The sequence below is a fragment of the Frankia sp. AvcI1 genome (assembly GCF_001420875.1).
Taxonomy (GTDB): Bacteria; Actinomycetota; Actinomycetes; order Frankiales; family Frankiaceae; genus Frankia; species Frankia alni.
In genome coordinates this window covers 215,883-229,378 of record NZ_LJFZ01000001.1, presented here as the reverse complement: position 1 = coordinate 229,378, position 13,496 = coordinate 215,883, and the positions used below count along the sequence as shown (strand labels likewise).

The following is a 13,496-nucleotide window of genomic DNA, read 5'->3' as shown; positions in this document are numbered from 1 at the left end:
GCCGTCAGGGGGTCACGTGCACCCAGGTCGCGACCGACGGCACGTTCGCACCGTTGTCGACGAAGAGCATGTACCAGTCACCCGGCAGGACGTTCGGATTGTCCGGCACGCTCACGGTGACCGTACCGTCCGCCTGTGCCGTGATCGGCAACGCTACCGACCGTTGCTCGGTGTCGGTCACGTGGGTGTAGGCACCGGGCCGCATCAGCCGGACCTTGCCGATCTTCTGTGAGGCGTGCAGGGTGATCGTCGTGCCTCGGGTGATCGTGCCCGGGGCGCNGCTGATCACCGGGCGTTCCCCGGCGTACAGGTAGGGCGGGGAGTAGACCTCGACGCGGGTGTCGAACGTGTTGTCGTCGCTGAGCGGGTTCGAGCCGAAGACCGCGACCCGGCCGTCGGGCAGCAGCAGGTACTCGGAGTGGTAGTCGCGGCCGACATGCGGGTCGGCCACCGGGCGGAACGCCTTCGTCGCCGGGTCGTAGATCTCGGCGGTGAGGGTGTCCTTCGCCCGGTAGCGCCGCGACCCGCCGGAGACCAGCACGGTGTCGTCGGGCAGCAGCACGGCGCCCGGGTACCGCTTCGGCGAGCTGAGGTCCGGACCGCGCTGCCAGGCGGGCTGCGGCGCGGCCAGGTCGACGATGGCGGTGCGGTCGGTCGCCACCTGGGTGTCGCCGACGCCCCCGCCGCCGATGAACATGACCTTCTGGTCCTGCGCCGGGGCGAGCAGCACGGTGCCGGCCGTCTCGTTGACCTCGGGCAGCGGCAGCCCGGGAACGGCCTGGAACTGGTTGTTCGTGAGATTCCACAGGCCCGACTGGCGCGCCTCCAGCGACGCCGGTCCGTAGCCGGCGTTGGCGCCGGAGAAGAACAGTCGCCCGTCGGCGGCGAGCAGCAGCGACGGGTAGGTCGGGAACTCCTTGACCAGCTCCGGATGCTCGATCCAGGCCGAGCTCGCGATGTCGTAGGACTCGGTGTTGCCCGGGTCGATGTCGCCGTTCTCGTTGAGCCCGGAGACGGCGACGACCGCGCCGTTGGCGAGCGTGACCAGCGTCGGATACCAGCGGGCGTGCTNCAGGAACCCGGTCTTGACGTACCGCTCGCTGATCGGATCGAACACGTAGGAGTCCTTCAGGCCCTCGTATTCCTTCTTCTTGCCGTCGGGGGCGTCCTGCGCCAGCACCTCGTAGGCCTTCGTCCCGCCGGCGATCAGCAGATCGCCGTTGGGCAGGAAGGCGTGACCGGCGCAGAAGACGTCCCACGGCGTGTAGATCTTCTGGAAGCTGTTCGCCGCCGGATCCCACAGGACGGTCTCGAACCGCTTGGCGTCGAAGTTGTTCTTGTCGTTGCCGGAACCGGACATCAACAGAACCTTGCCGGTGCNCAGCAGCGCGGCATGGATGGACCGCGAGCCGCTGTCCGCGACGATGTCCCAGCGCCCGTTGTCCCGCATGTACGCGGGCTGGTGGGAGCGCCACTCGTCGTACCGGTCGGACGCCCAGGAGTCCATGTACGGGAAGTTGCCGGCGAGGACGACGAGCACGATGACCGTCGCCTGCAGGAGCCGACGGCGCCGCCGGGAGGTCGTCGGCGCGGCGACGACGGGGGCCATCCGGGGGTCGTCGAGTGGCCGCGGTCCGCCCGGCGGCGGCAGGTCGGAGACGGTCGGCGGGTCGGGGTCCGGCGTCGGGCCGGAACGCCGGGGACGGTCGGCCATCAGTGCAGCTCCTCGAGCGTGCCATCGAGGGTGACGCGGCGGCGGCGCGGGGTGAGCCGCATCGTGACGTCCTCGACGTAGGCGGGCTGCTCGCCCGCGGCGGACACCCCGGCCAGGTCCTTGCCGCGCCGGGTCAGGACGGTCTGCTGTTCCGTGAACGCCGGTTCGACCTGGGCAGGCTCGTCGTCGGCGTAGGCGGGCTCGGCGTAGGGGAGCTCGGTGAAGGGGAGCTCGTCGTCGGCGTAGGCGGGCAGGTCGGCCGGCCGCTCGGCAGCCCGGCGCTCGCGGCGCCACTCGCGCCCGTCCGCGGCGGGCCGATCGCCTTCCCGCGGCGGCCGGCCCCCGCTGGAGGGCAGTGTGCGGGTGATGACGGTGTCCTGGTCGGCACCGCCCGCGCCGGCGATCCCACCACCACCACCACCGGCACCGCCACCGCCAGCGCCACCGGCTGCGGCTCGGGCCGCGGCCGCGGCCGCCGCGGGGGCGGACAGCAGGATGGTGGGCCCGTCCACGCCCGTGGAATCGCCCGCCCGGCCCGCGGACTTCGCCGACGCGGCGGCGGGAACCCTCGGTCCGACGATCGTCTCGGCACCGGCACCGGACGCGCCGGCACCGGACGCGCCGGCGCCGGCCAGCACCGCGGGAATCGGCACGTGCACGTGCTCCGTCGCCGGCTCGGCGAACGTCGCGACGACGGCGGCCGGCACCTCCTCGGTGACCGGGTCGAGGGCGGACGGGTACCCGGCCGCGGCCGCGCGGACGGGTGCGTGCCCGCCCGACCCGACGGTCCGCGGCGCGCTACGCGGCGCCGGCACGTGCGCGGCGGGCAGCGGGTTCGGCGCCGCCGCACGCCGCGGCGCGAGGATCGGCTCGAGGCCCCAGAGCCCGATCGGCAGCAGACAGGTCACCAGCGACAGCGAGACCCAGACCATGTTCGCCGGGTACAGGTGGCCGAGCGCGGCGGCGGCCGCGATCGACCCCGCCGACCAGGCCGCCCAGAACAGGTGCTTGCGGAAGGTCAGCAGCCGGTCCGGGCTCGCCTGGTCGCCCTTCGGCGTCACGACGAAACCGAGCTTGCGCCGGAAGATCGCCCCGACGAACGCCGTCGAGTAGAACGGCGTGCACAGCACCGACACGAAGATGCCGGACATCCCGGCGCTGCCCGCCTCCTCGTGCGGGCTGGTGTTGAACCGGCGCAGCCAGAAGTAGAGCAGCAGCCGGGCGGCGAACACGTCGATGTAGAGCGCCAGCCACGCCGAGACGTGCACGACCACCCCGGTGGAGCCCAGCGCCATGTACGTCGTGGTGAGGATCATGCCGAGGATCCAGGTCAGCGCGACCGTCGGGTAGTGCAGCATGAGCGTGGCGTAGTGCAGCCGCGGGCCCCAGCTGAGCTTGCGCATCCGGCCGGCGGCCTCGGTGACGAGGACCTCGTTGGCGCCCCGCGCCCAGCGCAGCTGCTGGCTGAAGAAGTCCGTCCAGGTGNCCGGGCCCTCACCGACGGCGATGACGTCCGGGGTGTAGACCGAGGTCCAGCGGTGGTTCGTNCGCGGGTTGCGGGCGCCGTGCACGGCGAACGACGTCGCGAGGTCCTCGGTGATCGAGTCCTGGAAGCCGCCGATCTGCCGCCAGGTCTCGACCCGGTAGGCGTGGTTCGTGCCCACGAACATGCCGGCGGCGAACCGGTTCGCGGCCCGCTGGATGACCGAATGGAACATGTAGTTCTGCGCCTCGGCGCCACGGGTCAGGTAATGGCGGAAGTTTCCGTAGACCTGCGGGCCGACGACGAAAGCGACGTTCGGATCCCGGAAATAGCCGAGCATGCGTTCCGCGAAGTTCGGCAGCGGGATATGGTCCGGGTCGACGGAGAGCACCACGTCGTAGGTGTCGCCGTGCGCGTCGAGCCACGAGTTGTGGTTGCCGTGCTTGGTCTTCGCCCGGAACCGGCCGCGGCCGGTGTTCCAGCGCTCCACACCCTTGCGGGAGAAGTGGTTGACCCCGATCTCGGCGCACATCGCACGCACCNCAGGGTCGTCACCCTCGTCGAGCAGCCAGACGTCGATCGTCGAGTCGTGGCGGATGTTGCGCGCCGCGATGAGGGTGTCCCGGACGACGTCGAGGGGCTCCTTCGCCGGCACGATCGTCGTCGTGAAGGCGACGCGCAGCCCCTTCGGTGGTCNCACGGGCACCGGATTGCGCATGATGTAGGCCGACCAGCACAGGGTGATCGAGTTCAGTAGCCGGATACCCTCCGTGACCACGATCAGCCAGAACATCACGGCGTTGCCGACCTGCACGGCGGTCGGCAGGTACTTCGCATGCGGGTAGTGCTGCGGCTGAAGCAGCCACACGAAGAACAACGACGACAGGCCTACCGTGGCGATGAGCTGCGGCAACACCTGGTAGAGCGCCCGCCCGACCATGATCTTGCGGTAGGCGACGTGGTACTCCCCGCGGGCGGGGGGCTCCTGGAGCGGTCCGGNGAGCGTCGAGAACGACGCATAGTCATAGGCCATGGTCGACTCCGCGTTCCGCGGCTCCGTCGCCGCCCTGGATCCCACCGCGCCCCGCCGACCCGGCACCCGACCCGGCCGCTCCTGACCCGACCGTTCCTGACCCAGCCGGCCCCGACACCCCGGCTCCGGACACCACGGCTCCGGACGCCACGGCTCCCGGCGTCTCGGCTCCCGGCGTCTCGGCGGGGGCGGGCCCGGCGACAGGAGCGAAGCCGGCCTGCGCCGCTCCGGCCGGGCCGGCCCATCCGCCGGCCGTCGACGCGTGGGACTCCGCCGCGGCGCGGCGGGAGAGCCGCAGCCAGCCCACGGCCGTCAGCACCATCACGATTCCGGCCACGACCGCGGTCCACAGGCCCGCGCCGGCGGTGCCCGCCGCGACCGGTTCGTCGGTCTGGAAGGTGCCGATACGCAGCCGGCCGATCGTGTGCACGAGCGGATCGGCGGCGTGCAGCCGGCTCAGCGCGAGGCCGGTGACGGCGGCGCCGAGCAGGGCCAGCAGCGCGCCGAACGCGGCCCGGCCGCGGCGGTGCGCCAGCAGGCAGACCAGGGCCGTGACCAGGCCGAACGCGACGACCAGCGGCCCGGCCGGCCGCAACTGCCAGCCCGATCGGGTGACCACCAGCAACGCCGAGCCGCGGTCCGACAGGGTCGCGCGCGCCCAGGTGCGCGTCACGGCGGCCGCGGCGATCAGCCCGGCCAACGCGCACAGCGCCAGCGCCCGGTCCGACCAGCGCGCGGCCCCCGCCGACGGGCGGCTCAGGCCCCGCCCGCCCGCCCGCTGCGCCCCCGGCCGCGCCGCGCCGGACCGCCCGTCTGCACTCGGTTCATCGTCGAACACAAGACCCCTCCCAGCGGACGGCCACGCGCGTCGGCACTCCGACCGACCGCACGGGCATGCCGCGATACCGCGCCACCCCCTGGCGCGACAGGACCCACCGACCCCGCGCGGATCACGCTGGCAGCAGCCCCGCTGATAGACGCTCAGCGGGGCGAGATTGTTGCGCCATCCGCACAGGATTACCGTTACGTGAGCGTTCCTCGGGAACACTGCGTACACAGATTATGCGGGCGCGCCGAATACGGCTCCGCCGGGCCCGGCTCGTCGGGCTGCCATTGTGACACTGACGTGAGCGTCATTCGAGGCGCGGACCGNCAAAATTACCCGACGTAGGTCGGAGCGTTGTCCGGCCGGTTGTCCCGCGATGAGATGGCCGGCCGCGCGATGGCCTCCGGTGAGATCGTCCTCGATGCGACGGCCCCTGGTGAGATGGCCCGCGCGGCGCCGATCAGTTCCGGATGATGAGCACGATCGCCACGACGACACCCAGCGTGATGACCGCCGCACGCAGGAGGGTCGGGCGCAGCCGCCGGGCGATCCGGGCGCCGAGCAGGCCGCCGAGCAGCGAGGCGACCACGAGGATGCCCGCGAATCCCCAGGAGACCTTCGCGGTGATGAGGAACACGGCGACGCCCACCGCGTTCACGCCGAAGNCAAGCAGCGTCTTGAGCGCATTCGTGCGTTGGAGGTCGTCGACGAGCAGGATCCCCAGCACGCCGAGCAACAGCACCCCGAGGCCGGCGCCGAAGTACGAGCCGTACACGCCGGCGACGAAGATCCCGATTCGGGTGGGCCAGGTGACCGCGGTCGGTGAGCCGCCGATCCCCGCCGCAGACGCAGCCGGAACCGTCGAGGCGACCGGAACCGTCGAGGCGACCGGAACCGCTGAGGCGACCGGAACCGACGGGGCGGCCGGAACCGACGGGGCGGCCGTTGCCACGGCGGCCGCGGCCCGACGGCGCGCCACGACCGCGGCCAGCCGGGTCTGCGCCGCCAGCAGCAGGCAGGAGACCAGGACGAGGTACGGGACCAGGGCCCGAAAGCTGTCCGACGGGGTGGCCAGCAGCACGACCGCGCCGACGATCCCGCCGAGCATCGCGGGCGGTCCGAGCGCCCGCAGCCGGTCGACCTGGTCGGCGAGCTCGCGGCGGTAGCCCAGCGCACCGCCGGCGTAGCCGGTGAGCAGGCCCACCGACGAGGTGATGTTCGCGGTCAGCGCGGGCATGCCCGTGGTGAGCAGAGCGGGGAAGGCGATCAGGGTCCCTCCGCCGGCGATGGCGTTGACCGCTCCCGCCAGCAGACCCGCCCCGGCCGTCAGCAGGGCATCGGCTGGACCCACGCGTCCTCCCTCGTCACACGCCGTCGCCGCGGGGATCCACCCGGACGGCCATGGGCGCCGCAGTCCGCACCCGCCTGCCGCCCGGCTCCCCCGGGCAACGCGTTGACCTGCAGGTCAACCCGTTCGGGCGATCTGCCCGAGCATCCAGCTCCGGCGGCGAACATGGGAGAAAGTGTGACGAGGTAGGCGCTCGGCGGCCACCGTACCCCGGAGCGGAGCTACAGATCGAACTCCTCGGGGCTGATCCCGACCGCGAAACACGCCTCGCGCACGACGGCCTGCTCGCTCTTGTCGAAGGTGCCGTCCGCCCCGCCGATGACGATGCCGATCTGGATGACGGCGCGCGCCTCAGCCGGCTTCTTCTTCGTCTTGCCGATGTCCTGCAGGACGGACACCTTGCCGAACTCGAAGTCCGCCTGGAGCTTGCCGACGTAGTCGTTGAAGCGTCGCTGGAGGTCGTCGGCCGGGAAGTTGTTGAGCACGTCATTCGAGATGATCAGTGACGCGACCCGCTGACGCTCGGCCGGGTCGATCGTCCNGTCCGCCGCCGCGACCAACGCGCAGATCGCCATGCTGGCATCGCGGAAGGCGCCGCTTTTGAGGTCGTTCTTCTTCGCGGCGAGCTGGCCCTGCATCGTCTGGGCGGACTGCCGAAGCTGGTTCCAGATGGGCACCTGGACTCCCTTGCGCGGGTGTGGGGTCGACGGAGGCGTCTTCTCGCTGGTTGCAACGCACGATGGCCGACCCATGCTCCCACCGGCTACCCCCGCCACCCCGTCAACCTCCGCCACCCCGTCGACCTCCGGCGCCGTCATCAGCCTCCGGTGGCGTCAGCAGCCTCCAGTGGCGTCATCAGCCTCCGGTGGCGGAGGCCGCCGATGCGGGGAGGCGGTTGAGGCGGTCGACCGCGGCCTGCGCCGAACCGATTGTCGAGAAGTCGACCGCGACGAACGTCGGCGTCCGGCCCTGCTCCGCACGGCAGCGCTCGGCTCTGCCGACGATGGTGTCGGCGGCGTTGGAGGTCAGCGCGGCCCGCCGGCTGGGCGCGGCGTCGGTCAGCCAGTGGTTCATCAGCAGCAGGCCCGCACCGGCCGCGCCCCGGTTGCGCACGCAGCCGCGCAGGTCCTCGGGCCGCTTTGCGGCGAACGGCGTGTCGGNGGCGTACCGGTAGAAGCCGCGCGGGAACGTGCCCGGCAGGTCCTGGCGCTCGGTGAAGACCACCAGCCGCCGACCCGAATCGATCATGGCGCGCAGCGTCGGCCAGCGTCCATGGGGATCGTCGGGCGGCGTCGCGACCATGCCGGCGAGCCCCGCCGCCGCAACCCCGCCGGCGATCTCGCTGGCCGGGACGTCGTCATCCTGAATGATCAGTGTCACCACCTCGGTCGGGTTGCGGGCCATCCAGTCCCGCACCCGGCCGAGCTCCGTGACGAAGTCCAGCGAGCCGAGCTGGCACAGGTTGTGGCACAGCCAGACGCCGGGCCGCGTCGACACGGCACCCCGGGTCAGCGGGGCCAGCGCCGCGCGGGTCGCCGGCGGCAGCGTGGCCAGGTACGCCTCGACCTGCGCGGGTGGCGTCCAGTGATGGACGTCGATCAGCAGCGTCCGCACCCCGGAGTCGAGCTGGTGGACGATCGTCGGGTCCTGGGACGGGCCGAGGAACCGGTCCTCGCTGTTCGCCATCGCGTTGTGGGTCGCGAGGTAGGTCACCTGGTCGTAGCGCCGATCGCACAGCGAGGGGCTGCTCTCGCACANCTCGCGCGGCTCGGCTGCGGCGCCGGGGAACGCGGTCCAGGTCACGGTGACCATCACGGGCACGGCCAGGGCGAACGCGGTGGCGACCCGGCGGCGGCGACCCGTCCGGCTCCACCGCGCCGACACCGCGACCAGCAATGACAGCCCGGCGGCGGCCAGGCCGACGACGAGCGTCCAGGCCACGACCCGCAGGTAGTCGCCCTCCACCGTCCCGTAGGCGTGCCGGGAGAAGTCGACGAGCACCGCGCTCGCCCCGGGGGGCAACGGCGAGCGCGGCCCGGCGAGCGAGGTCAGCGGATTGGGCAGGGTCAGGCGCAGCACCGCCCCGAGCAGGGCCGCGCCGAGCCCGGCCGCGATCACCGCCCCGGCCGCCGCGCGGACCCGCGAGACCCCCCGCCGCCCGGCCAGCACGACGATGCCGGCCAGCGCGCCGGCCATGATCAGGCTCAGCAGCACGGTCACCCAGGTCAGGGTGGCGGCGACGTCGTGCAGGCGGTCGATCGCGGTGATCGCCGGGGAGTCGCGCAGGTCCGACAGGCGTAGGCCGAGGTCGAGGGTGGAGCCGTGCAGCGACGCCTGCAGCCGCGCGGTGGCCCGCTCGTCGCCCTGGAAGACCTGCGGCCCGATGAGAGCCAGCGCCCCGGCGACGTCGCCCGAGCGCAGCAACGCCCGCAGTTCGGGACCGACGCGCGCGCGGGTCGCCGGATCCACCCGGTCGAGCACGAGCGGCAGGATCCGGTCGGTGTCCTGCGGGGTCAGCTCGATGCTGGGCAGCGACGCCGGGGGGCGGCCCNCCGCGATGTCGTCCAGCGCGGTCAGCACGCCGTGGGTGAAGTCCTGCACGGACGCGACCCGGTAGCTGGTGCCGGCGCCGAGCTCGCCGGCGATGTAGCGGTTGGCCAGGCCGGAGATGTTGCCGAAGATGGGCCGCAGGTCGACGGCGAGCTCCACGTCGCNGGTGCGGGCGCGCAGGTAGTCGACGATCCGGGTGATCTGCTCGTCGGTCATCTCCTGCACCGTCGCCGGCGGNAGCACCGTACGCAGGTTCGCGGTGACCAGTGAGCTGTCNATCGGCAGACCGGCGAGCAGCGTGTCGACCGCCGGGTCGGGCAGGACCTCGGTGTAGATGCGGTCGTAGGCGTGCGCTCGGGCCAGCGACTGGGAGTAGAAGGCCGGGTTCAGCACGGTCCGCGACGCGGTGAGGATGACCACCAGCGGCAGCCAGCAGACCACGACGAGGGCAACCAGACCGAGGTGCGTGGCGCGCCGGCGGCCCGTGTGCGGCGGACCGGCGGCGGGCTGGGCGCCGCCCGTGGCCCGACCGGTCCGTACCGACGGCTCCCGCTCATCCGCGCCCTGGCTCACCGCGTTCAAGATATCGCGACTCGACGCGGTCCCACGCGGGCGGCAGCGACCGGGGACCCCTCGGGCTCCCCCGCCGCAGCGGTCAGCCGGGCAGGTGCAGCTCGGGGTGGGCGGTGTCCGCCAGCACGCGCTCGATGCGGGCGGCCACCTCGTCGGGGGTGCCCGCGCCGTCGACGGTGCGCAGCAGTCCGCTGCGGCGGTAGTAGCGGCGCAGCGGCGCGGTCTCCTCCGCGAAGACCTTCAGCCGGCGACGCGCGGTGTCGTCGCCGTCGTCGACGCGGTCCTCGGTGTGCGCACGGCGGCGGATACGGTCGAGCACCTCGTCGATGTCGACGTCGAGGTCGATGACCGCGTCGAGCGGGCCACAGCTCGCGGCGAGCATCCGGTCCAGCGCCTCCGCCTGCGGGTAGGTGCGGGGGAAGCCGTCGAGCAGGAAGCCGACGGCGCAGTCGACGCTGCCGTCGAGCCGCTCGGCGACCATGTCCAGGACGATCTCGTCGGGCACGAGCTCGCCGGCGCGGACATACCGCTCGGCGCGGCGGCCCAGGTCCGTCCCCGCGGCGATCTGCCGGTCGAAGAGCTGGCCGGTGGAGATCGCGGGAATGCCGTGGCGGGCGCTGATGCGCGCGCCCTGCGTTCCCTTGCCGGAGCCCGGGGGGCCGAGCAGCACGAGCCTCATAGGACAGGACGGTACCGCCACCAGCGCCGATGCCCCTAGCAGATCTCGGTCAATCGGGGCAGATCCGGCAGGGAGCAAGGCACATCACAGCGCTGTGTCACCGAACGCGAACAGCTGACCGTCGCGGCCGCACGCGGCCACACCGGTGACGCCGGCGGGGACCGGCCGTGACGGCCGCCCCTGCGGGAGGGCGGCCGTCATCGTCAGCGACGGGTCGGGGTGATCGGCTCGGGCAGGTCGGTGCGGCCCATGAGGTGGCGATCGACCGCGGCGGCCGCCGCGCGCCCCTCCGAGATCGCCCAGACGATCAGCGACTGGCCGCGGCCCATGTCCCCGGCGACGAACACGCCGGGCACCGACGACGACCAGCCGGCGTCGCGGGCGACGTTGCCCCGGGGGTCGAGGTCGACCCCGAGATCGGTCAGCAGGCCGGGCTTCTCCGGGCCGGTGAAGCCCATGGCCAGCAGCACCAGCTCGCAGGGCAGCTCGACGTCGGTGCCCTCGACCTTCTCGAACTTCCCGCCGACGAAGCGGACCTCGTGCATGCGCAGCGCCCGCACGTTGCCCTCGTCGTCACCGAGGAACCGCTCGGTGTTGACGGCGAAGACCCGCTCGCCGCCCTCCTCGTGCGCGCTGGACACCCGGTAGACGATCGGGTACGACGGCCACGGGTTGGCCGGCGCCCGCAGCTCCGGCGGCCGCGGCATGATCTCCAGCTGGTGCACCGACGCCGCGCCCTGGCGATGCGAGGTGCCCAGGCAGTCCGCGCCGGTGTCGCCGCCGCCGATGATGACGACCCGCTTACCCTTCGCCGAGATCGGCGAGGTCGCCAGGTCGCCCTGGGCGACCCGGTTCGCCGGCACCAGGAACTCCATGGCGAGGTGGATGCCGCCGAGCTCGCGGCCGGGGACCGGCAGGTCGCGACCGACCGTCGAGCCACCGGCGAGCACGACCGCGTCGTACGAGGAACGCAGCTCGTCGGCGGAGATGTCGACCCCGACGTTGCAGGAGGTCACGAACGAGGTGCCCTCGGCCTCCATCTGGGCGAGCCGCTGGTCGACGACCTTCTTCTCCATCTTGAACTCGGGGATGCCGTAGCGCAGCAGCCCGCCGATCCGATCCGCCCGCTCGTACACGACGACGTCGTGTCCGGCGCGGGTGAGCTGCTGGGCGGCGGCGAGCCCGGCCGGGCCGGAGCCGACCACGGCGACCCGCTTCCCGGTGCGGACCGTCGGCGGCACCGGCACGACGGTGCCGTCCGCCCAGGCCCGGTCGATGATGCTGACCTCGACCTGCTTGATGGTCACCGGGTCGTCCCCGATACCCAGCACGCAGGCCGCCTCGCACGGCGCGGGGCACAGCCGGCCGGTGAACTCGGGGAAGTTGTTCGTCGCGTGCAGGCGCTCGATCGCGTCGGTCCAGTCCCCGCGCCGGGTCAGGTCGTTCCACTCGGGGATGATGTTCCCCAGCGGGCAGCCGTTGTGGCAGAACGGGATGCCGCAGTCCATGCACCGGCCGGCCTGCTCGCGCAGGTGCTCCTCGGGGAAGGGCTGGTAGNCCTCCCGCCAGTCCTGGAGGCGGAGGTCGACCGGCCGGCGCTTCGGCAGCTCCCGGCGGTGCTTGAGGAAGCCTGTCGGGTCAGCCATGACACTCCTGTCGGATCCGTCCGGGCCACCCGGCCCCATCGACGCTCAGCTTCTCCACGGCCGGCCGGCCGCCGCACGGGCGGCGCCGGTCAGACACGACTCGCCGCCATGATGACGTCCTCGGCGACGAGGCCCTGCTCCTCGGCCTGGCGGATCGCGGTGAGCACCCGCTTGTAGTCGCGCGGCATGACCTTGCGGAACGCGCCGCGCACGTTCTCCCAGTCGGCGTAGAGCCGCGCGGCCACCGTCGAACCGGTCTCCCGGCGGTGGCGGACGAGCAGGTCGCGCACGACCGCCTCGTCAGCGGCCTCCAGGTCCTCGACGTCGACCATCTCGGTGTTGATCCGGGCCTCGACCGGGTCGTACAGGTACGCCACGCCGCCGCTCATGCCGGCGGCGAAGTTCCGCCCGATCGCGCCGAGGACCAGCACCGTGCCGCCGGTCATGTACTCGCAGCCATGGTCGCCGACGCCCTCGACGACCGCGGTCGCCCCGGAGTTGCGCACGCAGAACCGCTCGCCGACGATCCCGCGGAAGAACGCCTCCCCCGCCGTCGCCCCGTAGAGCAGGACGTTGCCCGCGACGATGTTCTCCTCGGCGCGCAGCGGCGACTCCTTGGGCGGGAACACGAAGATCTTGCCGCCGGACAGGCCCTTGCCGGTGTAGTCGTTCACGTCGCCCTCGAGGGTCAGCGTCATGCCCCTGGGGGCGAAGGCNCCGAAGCTCTGCCCGGCGGACCCGGTGAAGCGCAGCTGGATCGTGTCGTCGGGCAGCCCGGCCGCGCCGTACCGCTTCGTCACCTCGTAGCCGAGCATCGTGCCCACGGTGCNGTTGACGTTGCGGATCGGCATCTCGAGCCAGACCGGCCGGCCNTCGTCGAGGGCCCCCTCGCAGAGCTGGATCAGCGAGTTGTCCAGCGCCTTGTCCAGCCCGTGGTCCTGGCTGGAGGTGCAGTTCAGCGAGCCGCCGAACGGCCGCTCGGGGGTGTGCAGCAGCGGCGTGATGTCGAGCCCGGAAGCCTTCCAGTGCTCGATCNCCGCGCGGGCGTCGAGCAGGTCGACGCGGCCGACGGCCTCCTGCAGGGTCCGGAAGCCCAGCGCCGCGAGGTAGGCGCGAACCTCCTCGGCGATGAAGGTGAAGAACGCCTCGACGAACTCCGGCCTGCCGGTGAACCGCTCCCGCAGCGCCGGGTTCTGGGTGGCCACTCCAACCGGACAGGTGTCCAGGTGACAGACGCGCATCATCACGCAGCCGGCGACGACGAGCGGCGCGGTGGCGAAGCCGAACTCCTCGGCGCCGAGCAGCGCGCCGACGACGACGTCGCGGCCGGTCTTGAGCTGGCCGTCGACCTGCACGACGATCCGGTCGCGCAGCCCGTTGAGCAGCAGCGTCTGCTGGGTCTCGGCCAGGCCCAGCTCCCAGGGGGCGCCGGCGTGCTTGAGCGAGGTCAGCGGGGACGCGCCGGTGCCGCCGTCGTGCCCGGAGATCAGCACCACGTCGGCGTGCGCCTTGGAGACGCCGGCGGCGACCGTGCCGACGCCGACCTCGGCGACGAGCTTGACGTGCACCCGCGCCTTCGGGTTGGCGTTCTTCAGGTCGTGGATGAGCTGGGCGAGGTCCTCGATCGAGTAGATGTCGTGGTGN

General features: G+C 72.6%; 5 protein-coding genes and 16 pseudogenes. All 21 read right to left on the bottom strand.

What is annotated here, in order from left to right; translation table 11 throughout:
* Positions 1–4 precede the first annotated feature (4 nt).
* Positions 5–279 (bottom strand): annotated as a pseudogene (locus UK94_RS35925) (galactose oxidase early set domain-containing protein); the annotation flags it as partial.
* Between the two features lie 793 nt (positions 280–1,072).
* A pseudogene (locus tag UK94_RS35920) lies at positions 1,073–1,360 on the bottom strand (galactose oxidase); the annotation flags it as partial.
* Between the two features lie 21 nt (positions 1,361–1,381).
* Positions 1,382–1,714, bottom strand: a pseudogene (locus UK94_RS35915) (galactose oxidase); the annotation flags it as partial.
* Positions 1,714–3,199, bottom strand: a pseudogene (locus tag UK94_RS35910) (glycosyltransferase family 2 protein); the annotation flags it as partial. The pseudogenes UK94_RS35910 and UK94_RS35915, both read right to left, overlap by 1 nt.
* 1 nt (position 3,200) lies before the next feature.
* A pseudogene (locus UK94_RS35905) lies at positions 3,201–3,261 on the bottom strand (hypothetical protein); the annotation flags it as partial.
* 1 nt (position 3,262) lies between these two features.
* A pseudogene (locus UK94_RS35900) lies at positions 3,263–3,739 on the bottom strand (glycosyltransferase); the annotation flags it as partial.
* Position 3,740: 1 nt separating this feature from the next.
* On the bottom strand, positions 3,741–3,852 hold a 112-nt coding region (locus tag UK94_RS35895; protein WP_235486163.1), incomplete at its 3' end, for a hypothetical protein.
* A 367-nt stretch (positions 3,853–4,219) separates the two neighbouring features.
* Positions 4,220–5,068: a Trp biosynthesis-associated membrane protein gene (locus tag UK94_RS00945; RefSeq protein WP_055748301.1), complete on the bottom strand. Its 849-nt coding sequence runs from the start codon at positions 5,066–5,068 to the stop codon at positions 4,220–4,222.
* 448 nt (positions 5,069–5,516) lie between these two features.
* Positions 5,517–5,721 (bottom strand): annotated as a pseudogene (locus UK94_RS35890) (TSUP family transporter); the annotation flags it as partial.
* 1 nt (position 5,722) lies between these two features.
* The coding region (locus UK94_RS00940) for a sulfite exporter TauE/SafE family protein (RefSeq protein ID WP_235486023.1) at positions 5,723–6,407 on the bottom strand (685 nt) is incomplete at its 3' end.
* A gap of 218 nt (positions 6,408–6,625) precedes the next feature.
* A pseudogene (locus UK94_RS00935) lies at positions 6,626–6,945 on the bottom strand (TerB family tellurite resistance protein); the annotation flags it as partial.
* A gap of 1 nt (position 6,946) precedes the next feature.
* Positions 6,947–7,081, bottom strand: a pseudogene (locus tag UK94_RS75665) (Tellurite resistance TerB); the annotation flags it as partial.
* Positions 7,082–7,565: 484 nt separating this feature from the next.
* Positions 7,566–8,161: pseudogene (locus UK94_RS35875) on the bottom strand (hypothetical protein); the annotation flags it as partial.
* A gap of 1,070 nt (positions 8,162–9,231) precedes the next feature.
* Positions 9,232–9,536: pseudogene (locus UK94_RS35865) on the bottom strand (hypothetical protein); the annotation flags it as partial.
* Between the two features lie 73 nt (positions 9,537–9,609).
* Positions 9,610–10,206 carry an adenylate kinase gene (locus tag UK94_RS00925; protein ID WP_011606077.1) on the bottom strand — a complete coding sequence of 199 codons (597 nt, stop codon included), beginning with the start codon at positions 10,204–10,206 and terminating at the stop codon, positions 9,610–9,612.
* Between the two features lie 203 nt (positions 10,207–10,409).
* Positions 10,410–11,763 (bottom strand): annotated as a pseudogene (locus UK94_RS00920) (glutamate synthase subunit beta); the annotation flags it as partial.
* A 1-nt stretch (position 11,764) separates the two neighbouring features.
* A partial coding sequence (locus tag UK94_RS35860) for a hypothetical protein (RefSeq protein ID WP_235486160.1) occupies positions 11,765–11,852 on the bottom strand: 88 nt, incomplete at its 3' end.
* 89 nt (positions 11,853–11,941) lie between these two features.
* Positions 11,942–12,568 (bottom strand): annotated as a pseudogene (locus UK94_RS35855) (glutamate synthase subunit alpha); the annotation flags it as partial.
* A 1-nt stretch (position 12,569) separates the two neighbouring features.
* Positions 12,570–12,681 (bottom strand): annotated as a pseudogene (locus UK94_RS35850) (hypothetical protein); the annotation flags it as partial.
* A 44-nt stretch (positions 12,682–12,725) separates the two neighbouring features.
* Positions 12,726–12,887, bottom strand: a pseudogene (locus tag UK94_RS35840) (hypothetical protein); the annotation flags it as partial.
* Between the two features lies 1 nt (position 12,888).
* Positions 12,889–13,495 (bottom strand): annotated as a pseudogene (locus UK94_RS35835) (glutamate synthase-related protein); the annotation flags it as partial.
* Position 13,496 lies beyond the last annotated feature (1 nt).